Origin of the sequence: Micromonospora sp. WMMD967 (assembly GCF_029626165.1) — a bacterium.
GTDB classification, from domain to species: Bacteria; Actinomycetota; Actinomycetes; order Mycobacteriales; family Micromonosporaceae; genus Micromonospora; species Micromonospora taraxaci.
Window position 1 is genome coordinate 910616 of sequence record NZ_JARUBK010000001.1, and the last position, 24130, is coordinate 934745.

The following is a 24130-nucleotide window of genomic DNA, read 5'->3' on the forward strand; positions in this document are numbered from 1 at the left end:
CCTGCGGGATGACGGGAGAGCACCTTCAGGCCGGACGGCTGGACGAGGAGTTCCCGCGGGCCACCGCCTCACCCCGCGCGTCGAGCTCGTACCCCTCGATCCAAGAACTGCACGCTCGCCGCTCGGGTGAAGTGGAGGAGGTCACCACTCTCGAAGAGCTTCACGGCACGCCTCCTACCTGGGCAAAGCGCTGGTGCGGCTCCTCAGGCCGGCTTCTTCTCAGGGTGACACTAAGCGGAGAGCCAGGCGCGGGCGCTGTCGAGCACTTCGCGGGGTGTGGTGGCGGCGACAGTGGCGGCAAGCGCGCCGATGGTGACCGTGCGCAGGGATTCGCGCCAGGCCCGGTCGGCGGAATCCATGACCTGCGCGATCGGGCACGGCGTGTCGCACCGCTCCGGGGGGATAGCCATCGGTCCACGCTGTCGCACTTCGGTGCACCGGAACGCCGGCTGTGATCCGTCGATCGCTTCGACGACGTCGAGCACCGTGATCTCGGTCGCAGGCCGGGTAAGCAGATAGCCGCCCGACTGCCCCGGCACTGCACGCACGAGGCCCGCCCGCGACAGCAGTTGGAGCTGTTTGGCCAGGTAGGTGGGCGATACGTCGTGCAGTTCGGCGAGCTTGGCCGCCACGACGGGCTCGTCGGCCGTGCTGAGCACGACGCAGCAGTGCAGCCCCCACTCGACCCCACCAGACATCTTCACCGTCACATCTTACTTGACTCGGACAAAAACTATCCGGATAGAATCACGGACAAGAGTTATCCGCAATGACAGGTGAGGTCATGCGCATCGGCCGGACGACCTTCGAAGACTGGTCCGCCGCGCAGGCCGCCTAGATCCACGATCCACGCTTAACCACCGACCCCCACCAAGGAGAAACCCATGACCACGCCAGCGCACACCGGCCAGCCCCGCCTCGACCTGCGGACAGCCGCACCCAAGGCGGCCAAAGCGCTGTACGCCGCCGACCAGGCCATCCTCACCTCGCCACTCGATCCCACCCTGCGTGAACTGATCAAGCTGCGCGTCTCCCAGCTCAACCACTGCGTGCACTGCATCGACCTGCACAGCCACGACGCCCTGGACATGGGCGAAAAACTCGACCGCATCCTCCAGCTCAGCGCGTGGCGTGAATCGGCGCTGTTCACCCCGGCCGAGCGGGCGGCACTCGAGTATGCCGAGGCCGCGACCAAGCTCACCGAACACGGCGTCAGCGACGAGATCTGGGCCGGCGTCCGCGACATCATGAGCGACGAGGAACTCGGCGCCCTGGTCGTCCAAGTCGCCCTGATGAACGCCTTCAACCGATTCGGAGTCCCGCTGCACATGCCCGCCAAGCAGCGCGACTGACCCGCCGGCCACGGCCTTGCGGGCCCGCCCCGGGGCCCGCGGGCCAGACCGGCCTAACACCCAGCCGAAAGGCGGCGTCTCGGCCGCGAAGAACACCTTGCGACGGCCTACGTTCGGTGCCGCCCCGGCTGATCCGGATGGCCTACGACAACCCGCAGCCACATATCGCGCTGAATCTCGCCCGCCCGTGGCGTGCACTTGCCGGGCAAGGTCAGATCTAGGGTGACCATGAGCTGCGAGATCCACGCAGCGTTGACCAAAAGCGGGAAAGAAAAAGGCCGTGACCCATGTGTCCACAGGTCACGGCCTTGATCGTTTGTGCGCCCGAAGGGACTCGAACCCCTAACCTTCTGATCCGTAGTCAGATGCTCTATCCATTGAGCTACGGGCGCTCGTGCTCAGCCAGCATACACACCCGGCTTTCGCGCGGAGACTCCGGGATTCGAACCCGGGAGGGGCTTTAAGACCCCAACCGCATTAGCAGTGCGGCGCCATAGACCAGACTAGGCGAAGTCTCCCTGGTGGCCCTGCAGACCACCGCGCCCGAGGATACAGGTCGCCACCCACCGGGAGCAAAACGACTTCCGGGGTACGCCGACCGGGTCCGCCCGCCCCCGTTTTTTCGCGCTGTGCGACCGGGTGATCAGGACTACGCTCCATCGATATGCAGGAGCAGCCGCCGAGCGAGCCGTCCCGTCGAGAGCCTGCTGAGAGGGCGCGTCGACGCTCCCCACGGGCCACCTTCACGCCGCCGGTCGCCGCCGAGCAGACCGCCACGTCCGCCGAGCCGTCTGCGGAGGCGACGCCGGCTGCGCCTCCGGCAGGCCAGCGTCCTCGACGGGCCAAGGCTGCCCCACCGGTGCTCTTCCAGCCACCGGAGCCGGACCGCGCCGTGCCCCCGCAGCCAAGACGCGCCCCGACCGCCGTGACCAGCGACACCCCCACCGGCAGTACCACGAACGCCCAGCAGCCAACGTCTTCGACCACCGAGACGAACGCTGAGCAGTCGATGACACCGACCGCCGGGGTGAGCGCGGAGCCCGGCCAGTCGAGCCCGTCGACCGCAGAGCAGCCAGACGCGACGACCGCAACGCCCAAGGTCACGGCACCCAGGACCGCGACACCGAAAGCCCGGACATCGAAGGCCCAGGCGCCGGAGGACCAGGTTCCGAAGGCTCAGGTGCCGAAGGCTCAGGCGCCGAAGGCCCGGACCACTCCCGTCCGCAAGGCAGCCAGCAGGAAGGCGACAGAGACGGCCACCGAGGTGACGCCGACCACACCGGCACCGACCAGGCGCGCCGCGACCCCCGCCAAGCGGGCGGTGGCCCCTCGGAAGAGCGCCACGCCGAAGAAGGCCACCCCGGCACCCGTGGTCGAGCAACACCCGGCACTGGAACGCCCCGCCGAGCAGCAGGCGGTGCCGGCTTTGGGGCGTACCCCGGAATCGGAACTGCGGGCGGTGGCCACGCGCGTGCTCGACCACCCGGGCTTCGCGCCGGAGCTGCTGGCGCTGGCCGCGGTGCGGGCGCTCGGGCCCGGCGCGGCCGAGTGGGCCGCGCGGCTGCGGAACCGGTATCCGGACGCGCCGGCGGACGGTCTGGCCCGGTTGGCCACCCGCCGGTTCGTCCGCTCGGCGGGCGCGGGTGGGGCGGCGGCGGCGCTGGCCGGCCTGTTCGCGCCGGTGGCGGAGCTGGCCGCGGTGCTCTGGACGCACGCGAATCTGGTGCTGCACCTGGCCGCCGCGTACGGGAAGGATCCGGCGCATCCCGACCGGGCCGTCGAGTTGCTGGTGCTCACCCAGGTCCACCCGGACGCGGCGAGCGCGGAGGCGGCACTGGCGGCCGCGCGGGCGGCGGGCGACCCCGTCGAGGGAGGCTGGCCCCGGGCTGCGGAGGCCGCCTGGCGGCTGGCCGCACCGCTCACCGCGCAGGCCGGCGGCTGGGTGGCGTTGCGGCTGGTGGCGCGACTGCTGCCGGGCGCGGCGGTGCTCGCGGCGGCACTGGGCGACGCGGCGGCGGCCGACCGGCTCGCGGCCCGCGCGGTGGCCGTCTACCGGCCGGGGCGAAGCTGACCAGCCGACGAATCAGGGCCGGCTGACCGGTCAGAGCCAGTCGAACCATTCCCGGGGCAGCAACGCGTAGCCGACGAAGGCGAACACGTCGAGCAGCGTGTGCGCGATGATCAACGGCATCACCCGGCGGGTACGCAGGTAGAAGAGGCTGAACACGACGCCCATCACCGCGTTGCCGACGAACGCGCCGAAGCCCTGATAGAGGTGGTACGAGCCACGCAGCAGCGCGCTGGCCGCGATGATCGCCGCCAACCGCCAGTGGAGCTGGCGTAGCCGGGTGACCAGGTAACCGACCACGATCACCTCCTCCAGCACGGCGTTCTGCACGGCGGCGAGGATCAGCACCGGGACCGTCCACCAGAGGTCCGGCAGCGCGGCCGGCACCAGCGTGGCGTTGACCCCCAACTGGGCGGCCACCCAGAACAGCGCCAGCCCGGGCAGGCCGATCAGCGCCGCCAGGCCGGCACCCCGGGCCAGGTCCAGACCGGGCCGCCGGGCGTCCAGGCCGAGGGTGCGAACCGGGTCGCCGGGGTCCCGGCTGAGCAGGTGTGCGGCGAGCAGCACCGGCAGCAGGGCGAACACGATGCCGAGCAGTTGGTAGGTGAGGTCCAGCCAGGGTCGGGACGACGCCGAGGTGTTCAGCGAGGCGGTCTGCTTGGAGAGCGGGCCGTCAGCGGTCAGCTTCGCGATGATCGAGACGACCGCGTAGACGGCGGACTGGCCGAGGGACAGGCCGAGGACCAGCAACGTCTCGGTGCCGAGCAGTCGGCGGGACACCGGGCGGGACAGCTCAACGGTCACCGCACCACTCTGCCCGACGGGTGGCGCCGGTGACACGGCCGACCAGCCAGCATGAGCCGATCGCACATTCTGTGCGACCAGTCGACACTCTCCGTGGAGATTCTATGGGCGCCCGATCCGCTGCCGTCAGGAGAAGGAGCGCCCGTGGACAACCTCGCGCGGTTGCTGAAGGAGAGCTGGGCCCTGGTCGAGGACGACCGGGTCCGGCTGAGCGGGCACTTCTACGCCCGGCTGTTCCTGCTCGACCCCGCCCTGCGGCAACTCTTCCCGGTGCAGATGACCGGCCAGGGCGACCGCCTGTTGGAAGCGATCATCACGGCGATCCACACGGTCGACGACCCGGAGAGCTTCGACGAGTTCCTCCGGGCGTTGGGCCGCGACCACCGCAAGTACCACGTCGACGACTCGCACTACGCGACGATGGGAGTCGCCTTGCTGGATGCCCTTCGTAGCACCGCCGGCGACGGCTGGAACCTGGAGTACGACCAGGCGTGGCGGGAGGCGTACGCGGCGATCACCGCCCTGATGGTGGCCGGCGCGAAGGCCGACGACGACCCGCCGTTCTGGCACGCCGAGGTGCTGACCCACGAGCGGTACGGCCCGGACACCGCCGTGCTGACCTGTCGGGCGCTCCAGCATCCGCTGCGGTGGCAGGCCGGGCAGTACGTGAGCCTGGAGGCGCCGCGCCACCACCCCCGGGTGTGGCGGAACTACTCGATCGCGAACGCCCCGAACGACGACAACCTGCTGGAGTTCCACGTGCGGTCGCCCGGAGCCGGTTGGCTGTCCGGCGCGCTGGTCCGTCGGGTGCGGCCGGGTGAGCTGCTGCGCGTGGCGGCGCCGATGGGGTCGATGACCCTGGACCGCGACTCCGAACGGGACGTCCTGTGCGTCGCCGGCGGGGTCGGCCTGGCGCCGATCAAGGCACTCGTCGAGGAGTTGGCCACCTACAACCGGACCCGGTGGGTGCACGTCTTCTACGGCGCCCGGCAGGCGGCGGACCTGTACGGCCTGGCCGGGTTGCAGGAGTTGGTGGCCGTACACCCGTGGTTGTCGGTCACGCCGGCGTGCAGCGAGGAGCCGGACTTCGACGGGGAGCAGGGCGACATCCCGGACGTGGTGGCCCGGTACGGCCCGTGGACGACGCACGACTGCTACGTCTCCGGCTCCGCCCGGATGGTCCGCTCCACGCTGCGGGTGCTCGCCGCGGACGAGGTGCCGCCGCCGCACATCCGCTACGACACCTTCGGTGACCTCTAGACGTTCCTCCCCCCACACCGGGGCGCGTGCCCCTGCCCCCTGGGGCACGCGCCCCGGTCCCCAACGGTCAGTAGCGCCAGGGGTGCCCGGTCTCGCGGTATTCCTCCACCGGCACCAGCGGCACCCCGGGCGCCATCCGGTCGACGTAGAGCCGGCCCTCCAGGTGGTCGATCTCGTGAGCCACCAGCCGGGCCATGCCGAACTCGAACGACGTGATGACCCGGCTGCCGTCCCACTGGGCGTGCTCCACGTCGAGCCGGAGCGGTCGGGGCACCAGACCTCGGTGGTCGAAGAAGGAGAGGCAGCCCTCGTACTGCTCGTCGGTGTCCGGGCCGGCGTCGACCACCCGGGGGTTGAGCAGCACGACCGGGTCCGCTGAGCGGTCCGGGGGTCGGACCACCGCCGCCGCCCGGCCGACGCCGAGTTGCGGTGCGGCAACCCCCACCCCCTTGCTGAACGGGTGCAGTTCGTCGAGCCGGGCCAGGGCCGTGGTGAGCCGGTCGACCAGGTCCCGGGCGACGGGTTCCTCGACGGGGAGGTCGAACGGGCGGACGTGTTGGCGGAGCAGGTCGTCGCCGCGTTGCACGATGCCGAGACCGCGCATCCGGTCGCTGGGGCGTACCCGGGCACCGCCGGGGTCGCTGTCGGGTTCCGTTTCCGGTCGGGCCCGGAAACGCCACTGCATCCGGTAGCGGGCGTTGAGCGGGGGGTCGTCGGTCTGCCAGTCGTAGATCGCCCGGTCGCCCTCGTCGTGCCGTTGCGGTGCCGTGCGCAGGGGGCCTTCCTCCGCGGAGAGGGAGGTTTCCACGCCCCAGACCTGCGGGTCGAGCGGCGCGGGCAGGTCGAGGCGTACGGCGAGCTGTCGGGTGGGCAGCCGGACCGCCCGTTGGAACCAGGGCCCCCACTTCTCGTGACCGACGCTGTACGCGTACTCGATGGTGGCCCGGTCGCCCGGGTAGAGCGGGAACCGTCGCTCCCCGTTCTCGAAGAGCAGCCAGATTTCCTTGAAGGCGTCCCGGTCGTGTTTGGCACGCCAGTGCATCGGCTCCGGTTCGCCGCCGCCGTCGTCTCGGCGGGCCTGTAGTTGCAGCTCGGCGAAGGTGAGGGGGTGTTCCCGGTGGTGCCGGTTGGAGCGGCCGGGGTCGTTCGGGTAGCGGTCGACGGCGACCCGGACCAGGTAGCGGGTGACCGGCTCGGTGCCGGCGTTGTACAACTCGCGGTGGATCACGCACCGGTAGCCGTCGTCGGTGTGGGTGAGGGTGGCGAGTTCCCGCTCCACGACGAGGCCGGTGCCCGGTGGGAGCCACTGCCCGGGCGCGTACTGCTCGCGGGGCGGGTTGCCCGCGCGGGCGTGGCGGAGGTCGTCGTACTCCCGGAAGCGCTGCCAGATCGCGCCGCTGGCCTCCAGGACGGCCTCGGCGCGGCGGGCGAAGTCCTCGGTCGGCCGGTGCCGGCGTCCCTCGACGTGGCTCACGTACGAGGGGTCGAACCCCATCAGGACGGCTAGTTGTTTCTTGGACAGCCCTCGCCCGGTCCGTTGCCGGGCGAGCTCGGCCGCGAAGGAGTCGGCAGCCCGTTCGAGGGGTGAGGTCGTCATCGGCTTCCTCGTGGCCGGGGATATAAGTTTCACGTTCCGTGCCCGAGCACACACGCATCTGGCATCTTGTCGACACTCTGATTGACAATTCACCGATAGACATCGATCCTGCGGCAGCGTTTTCCTGCGGAACCGCCGGGTAGTAGCCGAGGCAGAGGCGCTTCGCCCACCGGGCAACCGGCGTGACCTGGGCCTCCCGATTCGACCAAGGTGAGGCTTCCCTTAGACCCGAGGGCGTGGTTAGGCTAGCCTTAGTTCAGGACGGCAGTGGTCGTCCGCCGGGGCGCACACTCCTCGGTCACGCGGACGGGGGATCTCAGGTGACAGCGGTGCTGCCGGGGCGGGACGTGACCGCCACGCCACTCGCCCCCGTCACCGCGGCGCTACGCGCCATGTTCGGCACCGATGATCTTCCGGGCCTCGCCCCGGGTCTCCTGGTCGACGACGAGTTCGGCTGGTCACCCGCCACCACCCTGATCGACGGCAGCCGACTGCCGGAGCTGCTGAACGGCGCCGCCACCCGCTGGGGTGGCACCCCGCACGCCTGCGCCGCGTTGGCCTGGAAGTCGTACAGCTACTGGACCGCGCTGCCGGTCGTGCTCGGCTGGGCCTCGGCCCGGCGGGTGCCGCTGTTCGATCCGGCCGACGTGTTGATCCACTTCGAGGACCACCGGCAGCTGCTCACCATGGGCCTTCGCCGTGGGATCACCGTGGCGGTGCTTCCGAGCGACCCGCTGGCGCTCGCCGGCCTGCCGGAGGTACGGGTCGTCGCCGACGAGGCCGAGCTGCTGACCGCGCTGCGCGTCTCCCTGCTCGACTCCCACCTGGCGCCGCTCATCACGGCGATCCAGTCGGAGGTCCGGGTGGGCACCCGGACGCTGCTCGGCTCGGTCGCCTCCGGCATCGCGCACGGCATCCTCCGGGCCGCCGACGGCCTGCCCGGCTCGACGGTGCAGAGCATCGACACCCTGCTCGGCGCCCTCGATCTGAGCGACCTGATCGAGCTGGTGCCCGGCCCGACCGGTGAACCGACAGTGCAGCGGCGCACCTGCTGCCTCGCCTTCACCCTCCCCCGGCCGAAGGTCTGCCAGGGCTGCTGCGTCCGCTGACCCTCAGTCGGTCAACGGTCGGACGTCCCATACCCACACCCCGCCGGTGAAGACCGGCTGGATGCCGGTCAGTTCGGTCATCCCCCGACGCAGCGCGTCCTCGTGCTCGTGTGGGCCGAGGATGACCACTCCGGCCCGCCAGAAGCGCAGGTCGTCGACCGCTCGGACCCGGGTCTGCGGAGTGATCGGCGGCACCGCCCCGGTGCGACGAATGGTGGCGAAGAAGCTGCTGGTGGGACGTGGCGTGGCCCCGAACAGCGCGACCTTTGGTGGATCGGCGCTGGGCCGGGTGTCCGGCCCGAGGAAGTAGCCGCGGGCCAGCGGCATGTCCAGCCGGGTCGCCGCGGACCAGCGCAGTGGCTCCGCGTAGGTGCTGTCCGGCAGCGGCAGGGCCACCACACTGCGCCCACCGGCCACGTGCTGACGCCACGCCCCACTGGTCACGAACGTGGGCACCGGGTCGAGATGGGCCACGGGCAGTGGGGTCGGCACGATCGGGAGCAGGGCCATCAGGAGCACTGTGGCGGTGACGAAGCGGATCTGTCCCCGCGCCGCCGGGTGCGAGTCGGCCAACTCGCGGGCACGCTCGGCACCGTAGGCGAGCAGCAGCCCGACGATCGGGGTGATCGCCAGCGCCCAGCGAGTCGGCACCACCGAATGCAGGATGGGCAGGTTCTCCAGCACCGCCCAAGGGCCCGGCACACCCGTCCCCTTGTTGTCGAAGCGGACCTCGCGGCCCAGCGAGAGCACCGCGAAGAGCAGGCCGAGCCCGGCCAGCGCGAGCACGACGACCGAGCGGCGCAACCACCAGACCAGGGCGATCACCAGCACGACCAGCGCCCAGCCGAAGAAGCTGTTCTCCTCGGTCGGGTTCTTGGCCAGGCCCGCGGCGGTGCGCGGGCTGCCGGCGAGTGACTCCCTGGAGTACGCGACGAACGAGGCGAGGTCGCTGGAGTAGCCGCGGATCAGGCGGGACAGCCCGGAGTACGCGCCCGGACCGAAGAACTGCACGTACAGGGGGTACGCCAGCAGCAGTCCGGCGACCCCGGCCGCGACGGCGAGACCGGCGAGGAAGGGCCGGATCCGTGTTCGGAGATCGGCGCGGCCGAGGGCAAGCACGCCGACGACCACACCGACCCCGATCGCGGTCATCAGCAGGATCTCCAGGTTGAGGAAGGCCTGCCAGACGATCACGAGCCCGAGGAGGACGCCGTTGCGCAGCCAGCGGCCCGGGTCGCCGAGTCGCAGCGTGCGCCAGATGATCAGCGGGACGACGAACTGCGACACGATGTTCGGATGCCCGTTGGCGTGCGACACCATCGCGGGCGCGAACGCGCAGAAGCCGGCACCCAGCCAGGCGGGCCCACGGCTGCCGATCAGAACCCGGGAGAGCAGGAAGTACCAGGCGGTCGCTGTGGCAATCATGCCGGCGGTGAGAAAGACCAGAAATGACGCCCGAGGCCCGAACAGCAGGGTGATAGGCGTAAATGGCAACGAAATGGATAATACGGACGTGTTCGCCATCAGATTGACGCCGTCCGGGACGTTCATCTGATCCGAATGGAACGGATATGCGAAATGGGTGATTACCCGCGCACCGTGCGCCATCATCCATTCGAACTGCGACTGATCGGACTCGTTGTCCCGCACCGCGCCGGCGGGGTCGAGCCAGAGTCGACACGTGACCCAAAAGCCGAGCACAACGAAGCTCAGCACGGCGGCCAGGTCGGCCACCCTCCCCCGGCGCGGCCGCCGGGCATCAGGCGAGGCCCCCTCCACCGACGCAGCGGCCGGACCGTCGCTGGGCGCGTCCGATTCGGGAGTAGTCATGACAATTCAGAGGATAGTCATGGCCTGACGCTGCCGTGACATGTTTCGGGGTACTGCCGTACTATGTGCCGGGTTCGCCGACCGCCGATCACGAACCCACCCCCCGACCACAATTCGGCCATCCCCGATGCCCCGATTCTTCTGCCGTCCCAGCGGATGATTCACTCTGTCGGTCCAGGCACGGGTCGAGTTCATATCGTGAGGAATCGACGCATGGCAGAAATCACTGGGGATCAGCGCGTGCAGTCCGAGGTGCTGGAAGGCCTGGCGACGGCTGTCAACCACCGTCGCTGGTTCATCGAGCTTGCGGTGCCGTACCTCGGCGACGATCCCATCGAGATCGGCAGCGGCCTCGGTGACTACGCGCTGGAGTGGTCGGAGCGGCTGCCGCGGTTCACCGCCACCGAGGCCGACCCGGACCGGCTGGTGCAGCTCAAGGAGCGCCTCGCCGAACGGCCGAACATCAGCGTCCGGCAGATGCTGCTGCCACACAACGACCGGGGTGAATACAGCGCCGCCGTCTCGTACAACGTCCTGGAGCACATCGAGGACCACGTCGGCGCGCTCACCAGCATGCGCGACCTGGTCCGACCCGGCGGCGCGGTGATCATCATCGTGCCGGCGTTCCAGTTCGCGATGAGCCCGGCCGACATCGCCACCGGGCACGTCCGCCGCTACACGAAGAAGACCCTCCAGGCGGCGATGACCGAGGCCGGTTTGACCGTCGAGAAGATCCACTACGCCAACGCGTTGGGGTTGATCGGCTACTTCATGGCGACCAAGGTCTTCCGGCTGATGCCGAAGGAGGGCCCGATGGTCAAGGTGTACGACACCGTCGTCCTGCCCGCCACCAAGGCCGCCGAGCAGCTCGTCCGCCCCCCGTTCGGCCAGTCCGTCTTCGCGGTGGCCCGCGTCCCCTCCTGACCCACCCGCGCCCCCGCCCCCCGCCCAGCCCGACCCGGTCGATCATGGAGTCGTGGTACCAGGTTCATCACCCTTTAGGGTGTTTTGACACCCACCACAACTCCATGATCGACGAGACGGGGCGGCGGGGCCCGGTTACTCCTTGATCTGGTACGTGGGGCGGATCACCGCTCTCGCCAGGGTGTGGAACGTGAGGTTGAAGCCGACGTAGGCCGGGCTGGCCTCCGGAGTCAGGTCCAGTCGCTCGACGTCCACGGCGTGCACCGCGAAGACGTACCGGTGCGGGCGGTCACCGGCCGGCGGCGCCGCCCCGCCGTACCCCTGCTCGCCGTAGTCGTTGCGCACCGAGAACGCGCCACCGAGGTCGGCGCCCGCCGCGCCACCGGCTCCGGTGGGCAACTGGGTGACGCCGACCGGCACGTTCACCAGCACCCAGTGCCAGAAGCCGCTGCCGGTCGGTGCGTCGGGGTCGTAACAGGTCACCGCGAAGCTCTTCGTCTCGGCGGGGAAATCCGACCAGGTCAGCTGCGGCGAGACGTTCTCGCCCCCGGTACTGCCGTGCGCGTACCGCGCGTCCATCGGCTCGCCGTTCTGCACGTCGTCGCTCGTCAGAGTGAACGAGGGCAGCGTCGGCAGCAGCTCGTACGGGTCCGGGGCAATCGGTCGTTCCAGGGTCATCGGGACGAATCCTTCCGGTGTGCGGAAATACCAGCCTCTTCTTACCCCGCGTTGTCCCTTCCGACGAGCGGCACAGTGGTTTTCCGGAGCTACGGTGGAGTTTCGGGCAACGTTCCTCAGGGGGACATCGTGGCCGGCATCTGGCGGGACTTCGCGGTAGCTGTCCTCACCGCGTTCCGCCGCCGGGACACACGGGCCATCGCCGACGAACGCCGACGAGCAGTCGAGCGACTGGCCGAGGAGACGATCCGCGACGAGCGGCGGTGCGCGGACCCGCCGGAGTGACCGGAGCGCGGGACGCCGCGACCCAGTCGGCCGTTACCTGCCCGTTCTGGGCCGCTCTCGGCCTGCTCACCGCGTTCCTGGCCGTGCTGCTCGACTACGAGGCGTGGACCAGGATCCGGTCCGGGAGGTCAGTCGACCCGGTCGAGTTGTGATCCACTCCTTCGGGATAGTCGCGGTATCCAAGACGTCCCGACACCAACGTCGGCGAAACCGAGTCGTCACGCCCTTAACATTGACCGCGATCGGCGTCCTACTCCACATCGGGCGACATCAGATTGGTGGGCGTGGTGGGGCGCGAGGCGTCAAGGAGGTCGAGCCGTGACAAGGAGCGTTGCCCTCTCCGCTGCCCTCGTCGGAGCTGTGGGAAGTCTGCTCTCCGCCGTCGCACTTCCGTGGGCCCACTACGGCGACATCACTGTGCCGCTCACCAGATTCCCCGGCTGGGGTGGGTATGCGGGCAGTGTCCTGGCGCTGCACGCCTGCGTCGCCTGGGCCGTACTCGGTCGGACCGCCCGACCGGCGCTCCCCCTGGCAGCCACCGCCACGCTGAGTGCGGTCGCCGTCGGATCGACGCTCCTCCTCGTGCTCAGCTACGACGAAGCGTCAGCCCTGTTCGATGGGGCGATACCTGCGGTCATGCCCCGTCCAGGGCTAGGTGGCATCGTCGCCGTTGTGGCGATCCTCGTCGGTGCCGGCGCGGCAGCGGTCAGCGGCGCAGGCCACCGCACGATGGCGGCGGCACCGGCCAACGCTCTCCCGTAGCGCAGCCGTTCACCCAGAGCCTCGATTCGGTTGACGTGTCGGGCGGCTGCAGCGCCCCGGTCGGTGCTGGGCGCGATTCCGGAGAGCAGACTTCCGGCTGGAGGCCACCGCCTCGATGGAGGTCGACGTGGCATTCTTCAACGACCCGGACGACCAGAAAGCTGATCAGGTCGACGGCGCCATCGGCGAGTTCTCACTGTTCCACGAGACGAACGGCTACTACGCCCAGGGCGTGAGTGTGTCGACCGCGAGGCTGCCGGATGGGTGGTAAACAGCCCACCAGGGGAAGCGGAGGGTGTGGGATTCGAACCCACGAAGACATCGCTGCCTTACCGGTTTTCAAGACCAGCGCCATCGGCCACTAGGCGAACCCTCCTGGGCCGCCACCCGTGGGCGTACGGCCACGCATAGTCTGCCACGGCTCGCTCCGGCCGGCCCGGTGTCCCTCCCCGTACGGGTTGGGCAGGCGCTCCGGCGGGTCCACTGTGGGCTGGAGGGTGCGCCTGCGGCATCAGGTGTGATCGGGTAAGACTGAGCCATGCGAGCCATCACCATTCCGCAGCCCGGTGGACCCGAAGCGCTGGTCTGGGCCGAGGTGCCCGACCCGGAGCCGGGCCCGGACGAGGTGATCGTGGATGTGCGGGCCAGCGGGGTCAACCGCGCTGACCTGCTGCAACGGCAGGGGCACTATCCGCCGCCGCCGGGCGCGTCCGCGTACCCCGGATTGGAATGTTCCGGGGTCATCACCGTGGTCGGCGCGGACGTTGCCGGGTGGGCGGTCGGGCAGCAGGTCTGCGCGCTGCTGGCCGGCGGCGGGTACGCGGAGCGGGTGGCGGTGCCCGCCGGGCAGTTGCTGCCGGTGCCGGCGTGCGACCCGGTCGACGCCGGGGCGCTGCCCGAGGTGGCCTGCACGGTCTGGTCGAACCTGGTCCAGGTGGGGCGTCTTGGCGCGGGTGACACCCTGCTCGTGCACGGTGGGGGCAGTGGCATCGGCACCTTCGCGATCCAGCTCGGGGCCGCACTGGGCGCCACCGTCCTGACCACCGCCCGGGCGGCCAAGCACTCCCGGCTGCGTGAGCTGGGCGCGTCGCACACGATCGACTACCGGGAGCAGGACTTCGTGGAGGAGGTCCGGCGGGCCACCGACGGTCGCGGCGTCGACGTCGTGCTGGACATCATGGGCGCGTCCTACCTGGGGCGGAACGTCTCGGCGCTGGCCACCGGCGGGCGGCTGGTGGTGATCGGCATGCAGGGTGGGCGCAAGGCCGAGCTGGATCTTGGCGCGCTGCTGACCAAGCGGGCGAGCGTCGCCGCGACGTCGTTGCGCTCCCGGCCCCTCGCGGAGAAGGCGGAGATCGTCCAGGGCGTACGGGACGAGGTGTGGCCGTTGATCGAGGCGGGCACGGTCCGACCGATCGTCGACCGGCGGCTGCCGATGACCGAGGCGGCGGAGGCGCACCGGCTCGTCGAGTCGAACGACCACTTCGGCAAGGTGCTGCTCACAGTGGGGTGACGGCGGGAGGCGCGTCCGCCGGTCGTGGCAGCATCAGGCGCGCGCCCGGGCCCTCGCCGGCCAGCGCGTCACCCGGGTTGTAGAGCACGCAGCGCTGCAGGGAGAGGCACCCACAGCCGATGCAGCCGTCCAGGTTGTCGCGGAGTTCGGCGAGCAGTCTGATCTTCTCGTCCAACCGGCTCCGCCAGCTCGCGGAGAGCTGCGCCCAGTCCTGTGGGCTGGGGGTGCGGCCTTCGGGCAGCGAGTCGAGTGCCGCGCGGATCTCGTCGAGCGAGACGCCGACCTGCTGGGAGATCCGGATGAAGGCCACCCGCCGCAGCTCGGCGCGGGCGTAGCGGCGTTGGTTGCCGCCGGTCCGGTCGGCGCGGATCAGCCCGAGTCGTTCGTAGTAACGGAGCGCCGAGGGTGCCACGCCGGAGCGGACTGACAGCTCACCGATTGTCAACGAATCCGGCATCACCAGGTCCTCTAGTTGAAGTGCGCTTCAACTAGAGGTTAGCCCGCTCGGAAGAGCGAGCGTCGGTCAGCGGGACGCGGGGACCGGGCGGCGGCGGGCGCGCTCACGGCCGAGGATCCAGATCGCCTCGACGCCGTCCTTCCAGGTGATCTTCTTGCCCTCTTCCCGGCCACGTGCCCGGTAGCTGATCGGCACCTCGTACGGGCGGATGCGGCGACGCAGCAGCTTGCCGGTCACCTCGGCCTCCATCCCGAAGCCGCGCGAGCGCACCTCGAGCGACCGGTAGAGCGCCACCGGCATCAGCTTGAAGCAGGTCTCCAGGTCACCGATGTACGAGTTGAACAGCACGTTGGCGGCCATCGTGACGCCCTTGTTGCCCATCACGTACCAGAAGCTGTAGGCGCTGTGGCTGCCGAAGGTGCGATTGCCGTAGACCACGGTGGCCCGCCCGTCGAGCACCGGGTCGAGCAGCTTGGGGATGTCCTGCGGGTCGTACTCCAGGTCGGCGTCGAGGATGACCATGTAGTCACCCTCCGCGCTGTCGACAGCCGTCTTGATGGCGGCACCCTTGCCGGCGTTGCGCTGGTGGGTGATGACCCGCAGGCGTGCGTCGTCGGCGCGGCCGAGGACCTCGCCGGTGCCGTCCCGGCTGCCGTCGTCGACAACGACCAGCTCGATCTCGCAGGGATAGTCAACCGCCAACGCCTGCTTGAGGGCATCCGCGATGCGTTCTTCCTCGTTGTAGACCGGCATGAGGATCGAGAGCTTCACGGGAATCTCCACGGTGGCGACAATACGTCGGGCATAGCCTAGCCTGGCTGGTTGGCCCACCGCGTGCCGCCACCGTCGGGCCGTCGGCGTGGCGGGTTCAGGCGGATGGTGTTTACTTCCCGCCATGTCGGCTGCCGGCTCCCTGCTCGCGGTGGTTCCCGCCGCCTCGGTGCTCCTACTCACCGTCGCACTGAGGTCGCGTGCGGTCGATGCGGTCGCACCGCTGCGACTCGCCGTGGTGCGCTCCGCACTGCTGACCGGGGTGTACGCGGTACTCGTCGTCGAGCTTCTCGGCGCGATGCACGCGCTGAACCGGCCGGCCTTCGTCACCGCCTGGCTGCTCTTTCTGGTCGCTGCCGCGACAGCGGCCGGTCTGCGGCGACGGTCGAGCCGACCAGCGCCTCCTCCCGCCGCCACCCCACTACCGGTGCCGGTGGGCGCCGTGGCGTCCGGTGCCAGCCCGGACCCGACCCTTGAGCCCCCTGCGACCATTTCCGGCCCCGCTCCGCCGCGGACCTCCCGGGCACCCTCCGGTCTGCTGTCCGTGGCGGTCGACGCCTGGCGCACGGCCGGACGGGGGGAACGGCTGCTCGTCGGCACGATCGCCGGGTTGGTCCTGGTGGAGCTGCTGGTCGCGCTGCTCGCCGAGCCGAACAACTTCGACTCGCAGACGTACCACCTGCCGAAGGTGGAGCACTGGGTCGCCCAGGGCGACCTGGACTTCTGGCCCACCGCCATCCACCGGCAGGTGACCATCCCGCCCGGAGCCGAGTACCTGCTGCTGCACCTCCGGCTCCTCACCGGCGGGGACCAATTGCACAACCTGGTGCAGTGGGCGGCCGGAGTGCTCTGTCTTCTGGTGGCCGCACGGATCACCGCGCAGCTCGGCGGCGGCCGGAGGGCTCAGCTGCTCACCGCGTTCGTGCTGGCGACCACGCCGATGGTGGTGCTCCAGGCGACCAGCACGCAGACCGACCTGGTCTGCGCGGCGTGGGTCACCTGCGCCGCGACCCTGGTGCTGGACGGGCTGCGCCGGCGGACCGGCTGGGGCACGCTGCTCGGCTTGGGGGCGGCCACCGGCCTGACGGCGGTGACCAAGACCAGCGGCCTGATCGCGGTCGGCCCGCTCCTGGTGCTCTGGGGATTGGCGCAGCTCCGACTCACCCTGGCGGCGGGCGCGGCAGTCGGCCCGGCCGCGAGCGCGGCAACAACCGACGCGGCTCGGCGGCCTCGGCCGGTCGGTGGGGTGGCCCGCACGGTCGGCGGTTCGGTGCTGATCCTGCTGGTGGCGGCAGTGGTGGTCGGCCCGTTCCTGGCCCGGGTGACCGCCGAGTTCGGGCACCCGCTGGGCCCACCACGGCTGCGTGAGTCGATCCCGATGGAACGGCACGACCCACAGTCGATCCTGGTCAACGCCCTGCGGATCGGGCACACCGCGTTCGACACACCGCTGGCGCCGCTGCGGCGAGCTGGTGCCGAGGTGATCATCGACGGCGCGGGTGTGATCGGCGTGGACCCACAGGACCGGGCGATCACCTTCGGTCGGGAGATCTTCCCGGAGCCGGCCTGGTATCCGGACGAGGACCGGGTGGCGTTCCCCCTGACCGGGGCACTGGCGCTGATCGGTGCTGTGGTCGCGCTCGCCCGTCCGCGCCGGATCGATCCCGGGCAGACCGGGCCGCTGCGCGCGTACGCGGTGGTGGTGCTGGCCGCCGTCCTGCTGCACACCTCGATGATCAAGTGGCAGCCGTGGGGCAACCGTTTGATCCTCTACGCGGTGGTGCTGGCGGTGCCACTGGCCGGACTCTGGGTCGACGCGCTCCTGCGTCGCCGCCGCGCGAACTCGGCGCGCCGGTCGGTGGCCACACTGGTGGCGGCCACCGTGCTGGCGACCTCGGCGCTGGCCGGGGTGCTCGCGCTGTCGTATGGCTTCCCGCGCCGCCTGGTCGGCTCCGGTTCGGTCTTCACCACCTCGGACTGGGACACCCGGTTCCTGCGTCGCCCGCAGTGGGCCGACGAGTTCCGTTGGGCCGCGGCGGCGGTGCGCGACAGCGATGCCCGGCGGATCGGGTTGGTGCAGCAGAACGACAACTGGGAGTACCCGTGGTGGCTGCTGCTGCGGCAGCCGGACGGGAGTTCTCCCGACCTGGTGGCGTTGCAGTCGGTGCTGCCGGAACGACCGGCGGCCGACCCCTCCTCGGTCGACGCGATCGTCTGCACCGGCAGCCGTCCGGCCTGCACGAAGCTGGTTCCGGCCGGCTGGCGGTTGGAGTTCCGCGGCTACGTCGGTTACGCCCTGCCGCCCGCTCGCTGACGGTGGCAGCGCGAGGCCGGCCGCTGACGGTGGCAGCGCGAGCCCGGCGGCTGACGGTGGCAGCGCGAGCCTGGCCGCCCGGATAGTCCGATCCGGGCGGTTCGGCAGCCTGCGCGCAAGGATCCGAGGCGCATTCACATCTATTGATCCGCACGTTACCGTCTGGTAACTCAGTCGACGTCCCGCGACTGAGCCGAAAGGAGTGCGTCGATGCCTGCAATCCCCGCCAGGCGCGAACGCGCGACCCGACGACGGGCCATCACCGTCGCCGTCGCCGTCGCCGCTCTCGTCCTACCGATGCTCGCCGGACCGGCCACCCCCGCCACCGCCGCCGACCGTCCGACCGTCCAACCACTCCCCGCCAACCTAGAAGCAATCCGGGCCGCCGAGGCCACCGCCCTCTACGGCAACCCGGCGATCCGTCCGATCGAACAACGCCGCACAGCGCTGGTCACCATGGGCGACAGCGAGATCTCCGGCGAGGGGGTCGGCAACTACGTCCCCGGCACCCACCAGGACGGCAACTGGTGCGACCGCTCGTACGACCAGGCGGTGTTCCGCACCGGCATCACGTCGGACGCGCAGTACAACATCGCCTGCTCCGGTGCCACGCCGTGGAATCTCATCGCCAGCGGCCCGACCCAGCACAACGAGCTGAACCAGGGCGACTACCTGGGCATCAAGGCGCGCAACACGCACGTGAAGTTGATCTGGGTGGTGGTCGGCGCGAACGGGGACGGCACCATCCAGTTCGGTCCGGTCGCCACCGACTGCGCCGTTCGTCGGGTCTTCTTCCAGGGGCCCTGCTACCCCACCTACACCGACCAGTGGACGATCCGCACCGACGGCAGCCGCCAGGCCGTCGAATCCGCGCTCAACGACATCCGGCAGACCATGACGAAGGCCGGCTACCTGCGGTCGGACTACGAGCTGGTGCTGATGTCGTACCCGAGCCCGGGCAGCCCCGACGTGGAGGACAACCCGAACTTCCCGGGCTGGTACTCCGGCGGCTGTCTGCTGTACCTGGCCGACGCGGCGTTCGCCCGGAACAAGGCGGTGCCGATGTTCGAGTCGGCGCTGCGCTCGGCCGCCGCGAACACCGGCACCCGCTACCTGGACGCCAGCCGGCTCTTCCACGGGCACGAGGTGTGCACCGACAACACCTCGGTACGCGGCCTGTTCATCGAGGTCGGCATCTGGAACGAGAACGCCGCCCGCCAGTCCTTCCACCCCAACGCCCGTGGGCACGGCATGTTCGCCCAGTGCATCACCCAGTTCTGGAACTCCGGTCAGACCCGGGCCAGCTGCGTCGACCCGGCGAGCACCGGCAGCGGCGTGCTCTACCCGGGTCTGCTGGACTTCCGGCAACTGCGCAACCTGGCCACCGGCACCTGCGTCGACGGCAAGGGGTACGACTCCCGCAACGGCACCGTGCAGCAGCCGTACTCCTGTCACGGTGGGCGTAACCAGGGCTTCTGGTACGACTCGGCCCGGCGGTCGCTGCACTCGGAGCTGTCCCACGATCGCTGCCTGGACGTATCCAACAGCTCGATGACCGCCGGCACCGCGGTGAACATCTACGACTGCAACGGCACCGGAGCGCAGCAGTTCGTCTTCTCCGGCAGTCAGATCAAGCCGGCCGCCGCGAGCAACCTGTGCGTGGCGTTCGACAATCCGTTGCTGGGCAGCCCACGTCTGCGGTTGGCGAACTGCGGGAGCAGCACCCGGCAGCAGTGGTCGTTCGAGGCCCGTACCGCCGCCAACCCGGTCGGTTACGGTCACGACGACTTCATCGGGTCGCGCGTGTACTGACGAGGGGTCGGGGCCCCGGCGTCGGCCGGGGCCCCGATCGCTCACTTGGTGCGGGGGATGAGCACGAGCCGCGCCGCGCCCTTGTCGCCGTCCTTCGCACCGGCGACGCCGACCGTCGCGCCGACCTTCACCTCGCTCGGCTGCACTGTGTTGCGCCGCTCGACGACCCGCAGGTCCTCGCCGAACGTCCAGGTCATGGTGAAGCCGTCGGTGGACTTGACGGTCATCGAGCTGCCGTCGATCGCGGTCACCTCGCCGCGCTGAACGGCCACTGTCTGCGTACCGCCGTCCTTGGTCTTTACCACCGCCTCACCGTGCAGGGTGTTCTTACGCAGCAGCACCCGCGCCTGCCGGCGCTTGCGCCACTCCTCGCCGCGCTTCTCCCGGGCCTTCTCCTGAGCGGTGGGGGAGGCGCCGGGCGTCGGGGTGGCCGGTGCGGCGACGGTCTGCACGTCCAGGTCGTCGGCGTCGAAGCCCATGGCGGTCAGCGCCTGACCCTCGACGCCCATGGCGGCGGCGACCTCGACGGCCGCTTCCCGGGCGGGCTGGCTGGCCACCTCGGCCGCACCGCAGCCGCTGAGACCGAGCGCGACCGCCGCCAGCAGGGCGGTTGTGCCGGTGGCGAATCCCCAACGCGACATGGCGTTCCCTCTCTGCAGTGGAGCCCTCAGCCTCCCCGGGAACGACGAGCGGAGCGTCAGGACGATGTTCGGGTCAGGTAAGGATCACCGGGCAGCCGGACCGTGAAGGCGGCACCGCCCTCCGGCGCGTGCCCTGCGGTGATCTCGCCGCCCAGTCGGCGGACCAGGCCGGCGGCCAACGCCAGCCCCAGTCCGCTGCCCACCTTGCGCACCCCCCGGTACCGCTCGTGCAGCGCACCGCGTTCGAACGCCACCGCCAGGTCGTCGTCGGTGAAGCCGGGCCCACCGTCACGGACCTCCAGCACACCGCCGGCGGCCGGGTCCGCGCCCGCCGGCCGGACCGCGAGCACCACGGGCGACCCCGGGGGTACGACCCGCAGCGCGTTCTCCAGCAACCCGTCCAGCACCTGACGGATCCGACCCGGATCGGTGTACGCGGGCACCTGTCGACCGGGTGTCTCCAACCGGAAGGGCACCCCGACCGCCGCACACCGGCCGGACCAGGCCGGTTCCGCGTCCACTGCCAACCGGGTGAGGTCCACCGGCACCGGTTCGAGGGGAAAGTCGGCCGCCTCCAACCGGGCCAGCGCCAGCAGATCCCCGATCAGCCGGTCCAGGTGTTGCGCCTCGACCAGCATCGTCCGACCGGTGTCGACGGTGTCGTCAGCGCCGAGCACGCCGTCGGCGAGCGCCTCGGCGTACCCTCGGATCGCGGTCAGCGGGGTGCGCAGCTCGTGCGAGACGGACAGCAGGAACTCCCGCTGCCGTCCCTCGCTGGTGGCCAGCGCGCCGGCGAGGCCGTTCAACGCCTCGGCCAGGTCGGCGACCTCGTCCGGTGGTTCGACCGGCACCCGGACGGCGCGGTCTCCGGCGCGGAGCCGGGCGGCGGCGGTGGCCGCGATGCGGATCGGCCGGGCCAGCCGGCGGGCCAGCAGCAGACCGGCCGCCACACCGGCGGCGAGCCCGGCCAGGAGCGGCAACCAGAGGCTGCGCAGCACCTGGGCCCAGAGCCCGTCCGACGACGGACGGGACAGCACCACGCCGTTGCCGTTGGGCAGCGCCCGGCCCTCGACCAGGGCCCGTTTCCCGTCGACGACGCGCCGGACCGACACGTTGCGGCCCTGCCCGATGCGCTGCACCACCCGGGGTGGCAGGCCGGATCGGTCGACCGTCCCGCGGCGGATCAGGTACGCGTCGATGCCCTGGTTGCGTAGTTGTTGGATGAGCCGCTCCTCGTCGGTGCTGCGGCCCCGGTCCAGTCGGGTCCGTAGCACCTCGGCGGCGAGCCGGGCCTGGGCGGCGAGCGCGTCCTGATCCCGTCGCTCCGCTCCGCGGATCGCCAGCGGCACCGCCACGATCGCGGTGACCAGCACCGACACCAGTGCCACAGCGCAGGTGACGAGCACCGCCCGGGCGGTCAGCGTACGACCGAAGCGGCCCCGCCGCGGTGCGGCCGACGGGTTGGCGCCGACCACCGGCAGGGTCATGGTCGGCGACTCGACACGCTGGGGACGGTCAGGCATCGACCGCGTACCCGACGCCGCGGTGGGTGCGGATCACGCTGGCGGGGCCGAGCTTCGCCCGTACCTGGGCGACGTGCACGTCCACGGTGCGGGTGCCGGCGTGTGCGGCGTACCCCCAGACCCCGGCCAGCAGTTCCTCCCGGGTGAAGACCCGGCCGGGCCGGGCCATCAGGTGGGCCAGCAGGTCGAACTCGGTGGAGGTGAGCTGCACCGGTGCGTCCCCGACGCTGACCGTCCGGCGTGCCGGGTCGAGCGTCACCGGCCCGACGACGCGCGGCCGCTCCGCGCCTTCGGGGCCACCGGCGGAACGGCGCAGCACCGCACGCACCCGGGCGACCAACTCCCGGGGGCTGAACGGCTTGGTCACGTAGTCGTCGGCGCCCAACTCCAGGCCGACGATCCGATCGACCTCGTCGTCGCGGGCGGTGAGGAAGATGACCGGTGTCCAGTCACCGGCCTCGCGCAGCTGACGACAGATCTCGGTGCCGGGCAGGCCCGGCAGCGCGATGTCCAGAACGCAGGCCACCGGGCGTAGTCGGCGGGCGGCGCTCAGGCCGGCCACACCGTCGCGTTCCAGGTGGACGCCGAACCCGTCCCGGGTGAGATACAGCCGGACCAGGTCGGCGATGGCCGGCTCGTCCTCGACCACGAGGACGAGCCCGCGGTGCGGCGGTTCGACGGTCACCGGCCCATGATTGCCGACCGGGCGGGCCAGCGCGATCGGTGCGTGTTCGGGTTAGGTAAGAGCAGCGCAAGGCACCGGCTGAGAGCTGGTCAGCTCACCGGGGCCGGGCGGAACGCGCTGGGCCGTGCGGCGGCTGGCGTGTCGCTGATCGTGGCGACGACGCGCTCCCGGGGCACCCGCAGGCGCGTCCGGAACGCGTGGTTGAGCAGCGCGTCGAGCTGCCACACCCGCTTCGGATGGCTGGTACGGATGAGGAACCGCTCGCGGATCCCGTCGATCGCCGTGGCCGCCAGCTCGACGCACTGCAGTCGTGGGTCCGGGCTCCAGGTCACGTTGCTCAGCTCGCGCAACTCGGTGTTGAGGTGCAGGCGCAGTCGGTGCAGGAGTCGGGTCTGCTGGGTCACCACCAGTCGACGGTGGGTGAGCAGCAGCAGGTAGTCGCCGGTGACCGGACGGTCGGGGCGGCTGCATCGGGTGACCAGGATGGTGGCGTCACCGGAGCCGACGCAGCGCCGGAAGACCGGCATGTGCCGGCTCACGGTCTGCACGGCCAGGCCAGCCTCGGCGGCGGCCGGGAGGAACGTTCGGGAGAAGACGTCCATGACCTGCCCAACGACGCCCCCGACCGGGTGACGTGGGTCACGGCGGATTTTTGGAAGTTCCACGACACCGCGACGCACTGGCTGTCCGACTTCCGACTGCGACGGATCGTGGTCAGGAATCCGGCTGGAACAGGTCAGCGGCGAAGAGCTCCTCCAGCCAACCGGGAACCGCGTCTGCGTACTCGGCACGCGACTCGTCCGGCGTGTCCAGGGCTCGACGCCAGGAGAGCGAGCGGCTCACCGGGCCCAGTTCGATCGCGAGGTCGGCGGCCTCGACGAGGGTCCGACGGTCGTACCTGTCGGTCCACGCCTCCAGGTAGGCGTCCCGCAACCGGGCCAGCCGGGTGTCGTCGGCCGCCGGCTTCTCGGCGTACCGGATGGAACGCAGGGTCACCAGCAGCGTGCCGAACGGGTGCGCCACCGACGCGTCGCCCCAGTCGAAGTAGCGGTATCCGTCCGGGCCCGCGAAGACGTTGCCGTCGTGCAGGTCGTCGTGCTGCACGGTCGCCGGAATCCCGATGTCGGCGAGCCGGCGGCACCGCTCGGCGTACGACGGCAGCTCCGCCCGCAACCGCTCGTACATGTCCTGGCTGAGCCCGCCCTCGGCACCGGTCAGCAGCGACCCGTGATCCTCGAGCAGTTCGGCGAAGAGACCGGCCAGCGTCTCCGGACGGTGGTCCGGCACGCCCAGGGCGACCAGCTCGTCGGCGCGCGGCGCGCTCGCCAGTTGCAGCGCCGCGTACCCGGGAAGCGCCCGCTCCCAGTGCGAAAGGTCGGGGTCGCGCCCCAGCACGTCGCGCAACGACTCACCACCGTCGGGTAGCAACGACCAGCCCTGCTCCCGGTCCACGGCGATCGGGGTCAGCACCCGTTCGGGTGTCAGCTCGGCGAGCGTCTCGACCAGGACCGCCTCGTGCACGGTGCCCGGGTTGTTGGCCTTGAACCAGACCGGGCCGTCGTCGGTGGGCACCCGCCAGACCAGTGACCACGGACGCACCCGAGGCTCCACCAACCCGGTCACCCGTCGGCCGGCACGGCTCAGGTGCGCGTCCACCCAGGTGCGGGCCCGCACCTGCCACTGCTCGTCGGACCAGTCAGAGCTGCGCTCACCAGAGGTCGTCGTCACGCTGGGCACCCTAGGCC

The 24130-nt window shown here is 70.8% G+C and carries 24 protein-coding genes and 3 tRNA genes; 12 read left to right on the forward strand and 15 right to left on the reverse strand.

Annotation, left to right across the window (positions count from 1 at the left end; genetic code table 11):
* Positions 1 to 230: 230 nt before the first annotated feature.
* Positions 231 to 698, reverse strand: coding sequence for an Rrf2 family transcriptional regulator (locus O7631_RS04295; protein WP_278147838.1), 468 nt, complete (start codon positions 696 to 698; stop codon positions 231 to 233).
* A gap of 186 nt (positions 699 to 884) precedes the next feature.
* On the opposite strand from O7631_RS04295, the gene O7631_RS04300 reads away from it, so the two are divergent.
* Complete coding sequence (locus tag O7631_RS04300; RefSeq protein WP_088987167.1) at positions 885 to 1352, forward strand: carboxymuconolactone decarboxylase family protein; 468 nt, start codon at positions 885 to 887, stop codon at positions 1350 to 1352.
* 319 nt (positions 1353 to 1671) lie between these two features.
* Here O7631_RS04300 and O7631_RS04305 read toward each other — a convergent pair.
* Positions 1672 to 1744 (reverse strand) — tRNA-Arg (locus tag O7631_RS04305).
* Positions 1745 to 1779: 35 nt separating this feature from the next.
* Positions 1780 to 1870: transfer RNA gene (locus tag O7631_RS04310), tRNA-Ser, on the reverse strand.
* Positions 1871 to 2532: 662 nt separating this feature from the next.
* Between O7631_RS04310 and O7631_RS04315 the strand changes: the two genes are divergently transcribed.
* Complete coding sequence (locus O7631_RS04315) at positions 2533 to 3423, forward strand: hypothetical protein (protein WP_278143115.1); 891 nt, start codon at positions 2533 to 2535, stop codon at positions 3421 to 3423.
* 30 nt (positions 3424 to 3453) lie between these two features.
* On the opposite strand, the gene O7631_RS04320 is transcribed toward O7631_RS04315, so the two are convergent.
* Positions 3454 to 4224, reverse strand: coding sequence for a CPBP family intramembrane glutamic endopeptidase (locus O7631_RS04320; RefSeq protein ID WP_278143116.1), 771 nt, complete (start codon positions 4222 to 4224; stop codon positions 3454 to 3456).
* Between the two features lie 144 nt (positions 4225 to 4368).
* Between O7631_RS04320 and O7631_RS04325 the strand changes: the two genes are divergently transcribed.
* Entirely contained in the window at positions 4369 to 5484 is a 1116-nt protein-coding gene (locus O7631_RS04325; RefSeq protein WP_278143117.1) for a globin domain-containing protein, read from the forward strand.
* A 67-nt stretch (positions 5485 to 5551) separates the two neighbouring features.
* Here O7631_RS04325 and O7631_RS04330 read toward each other — a convergent pair whose 3' ends face one another.
* On the reverse strand, positions 5552 to 7081 hold the full coding sequence (locus O7631_RS04330; RefSeq protein WP_278143118.1) for a peptide deformylase: 1530 nt from the start codon (positions 7079 to 7081) through the stop codon (positions 5552 to 5554).
* A gap of 332 nt (positions 7082 to 7413) precedes the next feature.
* Between O7631_RS04330 and O7631_RS04335 the strand changes: the two genes are divergently transcribed.
* Positions 7414 to 8190 (forward strand): hypothetical protein, encoded by a 777-nt coding sequence (locus O7631_RS04335; RefSeq protein WP_278147839.1) that lies wholly within the window; start codon positions 7414 to 7416, stop codon positions 8188 to 8190.
* A 3-nt stretch (positions 8191 to 8193) separates the two neighbouring features.
* Here the strand turns inward: O7631_RS04335 and O7631_RS04340 are convergent, their stop codons facing one another.
* Positions 8194 to 10020 (reverse strand): hypothetical protein, encoded by a 1827-nt coding sequence (locus O7631_RS04340; RefSeq protein ID WP_278143119.1) that lies wholly within the window; start codon positions 10018 to 10020, stop codon positions 8194 to 8196.
* Positions 10021 to 10233: 213 nt separating this feature from the next.
* Here O7631_RS04340 and O7631_RS04345 point away from each other — a divergent pair, with 213 nt between their 5' ends.
* A complete protein-coding gene (locus tag O7631_RS04345; protein ID WP_278143120.1) occupies positions 10234 to 10944 on the forward strand; it encodes a class I SAM-dependent methyltransferase in 711 nt (236 codons plus the stop codon).
* Positions 10945 to 11079: 135 nt separating this feature from the next.
* Here O7631_RS04345 and O7631_RS04350 read toward each other — a convergent pair whose 3' ends face one another.
* Positions 11080 to 11622, reverse strand: coding sequence for a YbhB/YbcL family Raf kinase inhibitor-like protein (locus O7631_RS04350; RefSeq protein WP_278143121.1), 543 nt, complete (start codon positions 11620 to 11622; stop codon positions 11080 to 11082).
* 129 nt (positions 11623 to 11751) lie between these two features.
* Here O7631_RS04350 and O7631_RS04355 point away from each other — a divergent pair, with 129 nt between their 5' ends.
* The 4 genes from O7631_RS04355 (at position 11752) to O7631_RS04370 (ending at position 12940) form a co-directional block, all read left to right on the forward strand.
* Positions 11752 to 11907, forward strand: coding sequence for a hypothetical protein (locus O7631_RS04355; RefSeq protein WP_278143122.1), 156 nt, complete (start codon positions 11752 to 11754; stop codon positions 11905 to 11907).
* Positions 11886 to 12059 carry a hypothetical protein gene (locus O7631_RS04360; RefSeq protein WP_278143123.1) on the forward strand — a complete coding sequence of 58 codons (174 nt, stop codon included), beginning with the start codon at positions 11886 to 11888 and terminating at the stop codon, positions 12057 to 12059. The genes O7631_RS04355 and O7631_RS04360 overlap by 22 nt, the downstream gene beginning before the upstream one ends.
* Before the next feature lie 166 nt (positions 12060 to 12225).
* Positions 12226 to 12669 carry a hypothetical protein gene (locus tag O7631_RS04365; RefSeq protein WP_278143124.1) on the forward strand — a complete coding sequence of 148 codons (444 nt, stop codon included), beginning with the start codon at positions 12226 to 12228 and terminating at the stop codon, positions 12667 to 12669.
* Between the two features lie 127 nt (positions 12670 to 12796).
* Positions 12797 to 12940, forward strand: coding sequence for a hypothetical protein (locus tag O7631_RS04370; protein ID WP_278143125.1), 144 nt, complete (start codon positions 12797 to 12799; stop codon positions 12938 to 12940).
* 18 nt (positions 12941 to 12958) lie between these two features.
* Here the strand turns inward: O7631_RS04370 and O7631_RS04375 are convergent.
* Positions 12959 to 13045 (reverse strand) — tRNA-Ser (locus tag O7631_RS04375).
* 162 nt (positions 13046 to 13207) lie between these two features.
* On the opposite strand from O7631_RS04375, the gene O7631_RS04380 reads away from it, so the two are divergent.
* Positions 13208 to 14182 (forward strand): NAD(P)H-quinone oxidoreductase, encoded by a 975-nt coding sequence (locus O7631_RS04380; protein WP_278143126.1) that lies wholly within the window; start codon positions 13208 to 13210, stop codon positions 14180 to 14182.
* On the opposite strand, the gene soxR is transcribed toward O7631_RS04380, so the two are convergent.
* Together soxR and O7631_RS04390 are read right to left on the reverse strand one after the other, a co-directional pair.
* Entirely contained in the window at positions 14169 to 14639 is a 471-nt protein-coding gene (gene soxR / locus O7631_RS04385) for a redox-sensitive transcriptional activator SoxR (RefSeq protein ID WP_278143127.1), read from the reverse strand. The genes O7631_RS04380 and soxR overlap by 14 nt on opposite strands.
* 66 nt (positions 14640 to 14705) lie before the next feature.
* On the reverse strand, positions 14706 to 15410 hold the full coding sequence (locus O7631_RS04390) for a glycosyltransferase family 2 protein (RefSeq protein ID WP_278147840.1): 705 nt from the start codon (positions 15408 to 15410) through the stop codon (positions 14706 to 14708).
* Between the two features lie 124 nt (positions 15411 to 15534).
* On the opposite strand from O7631_RS04390, the gene O7631_RS04395 reads away from it, so the two are divergent.
* Together O7631_RS04395 and O7631_RS04400 are read left to right on the forward strand one after the other, a co-directional pair.
* On the forward strand, positions 15535 to 17724 hold the full coding sequence (locus O7631_RS04395) for a glycosyltransferase family 39 protein (RefSeq protein WP_278143128.1): 2190 nt from the start codon (positions 15535 to 15537) through the stop codon (positions 17722 to 17724).
* A gap of 210 nt (positions 17725 to 17934) precedes the next feature.
* Entirely contained in the window at positions 17935 to 19536 is a 1602-nt protein-coding gene (locus O7631_RS04400) for a ricin-type beta-trefoil lectin domain protein (RefSeq protein ID WP_278143129.1), read from the forward strand.
* Between the two features lie 41 nt (positions 19537 to 19577).
* On the opposite strand, the gene O7631_RS04405 is transcribed toward O7631_RS04400, so the two are convergent.
* The 5 genes from O7631_RS04405 to O7631_RS04425 form a co-directional block, all read right to left on the reverse strand.
* Positions 19578 to 20177, reverse strand: coding sequence for a hypothetical protein (locus O7631_RS04405; protein WP_278143130.1), 600 nt, complete (start codon positions 20175 to 20177; stop codon positions 19578 to 19580).
* 56 nt (positions 20178 to 20233) lie between these two features.
* Entirely contained in the window at positions 20234 to 21700 is a 1467-nt protein-coding gene (locus O7631_RS04410; RefSeq protein ID WP_278143131.1) for a HAMP domain-containing sensor histidine kinase, read from the reverse strand.
* Complete coding sequence (locus O7631_RS04415) at positions 21693 to 22385, reverse strand: response regulator transcription factor (protein ID WP_278143132.1); 693 nt, start codon at positions 22383 to 22385, stop codon at positions 21693 to 21695. The genes O7631_RS04410 and O7631_RS04415 overlap by 8 nt, the downstream gene beginning before the upstream one ends.
* An 89-nt stretch (positions 22386 to 22474) precedes the next feature.
* Complete coding sequence (locus O7631_RS04420) at positions 22475 to 22987, reverse strand: hypothetical protein (RefSeq protein WP_278143133.1); 513 nt, start codon at positions 22985 to 22987, stop codon at positions 22475 to 22477.
* A gap of 112 nt (positions 22988 to 23099) precedes the next feature.
* Positions 23100 to 24113: a phosphotransferase gene (locus tag O7631_RS04425; RefSeq protein WP_278143134.1), complete on the reverse strand. Its 1014-nt coding sequence runs from the start codon at positions 24111 to 24113 to the stop codon at positions 23100 to 23102.
* Positions 24114 to 24130 lie beyond the last annotated feature (17 nt).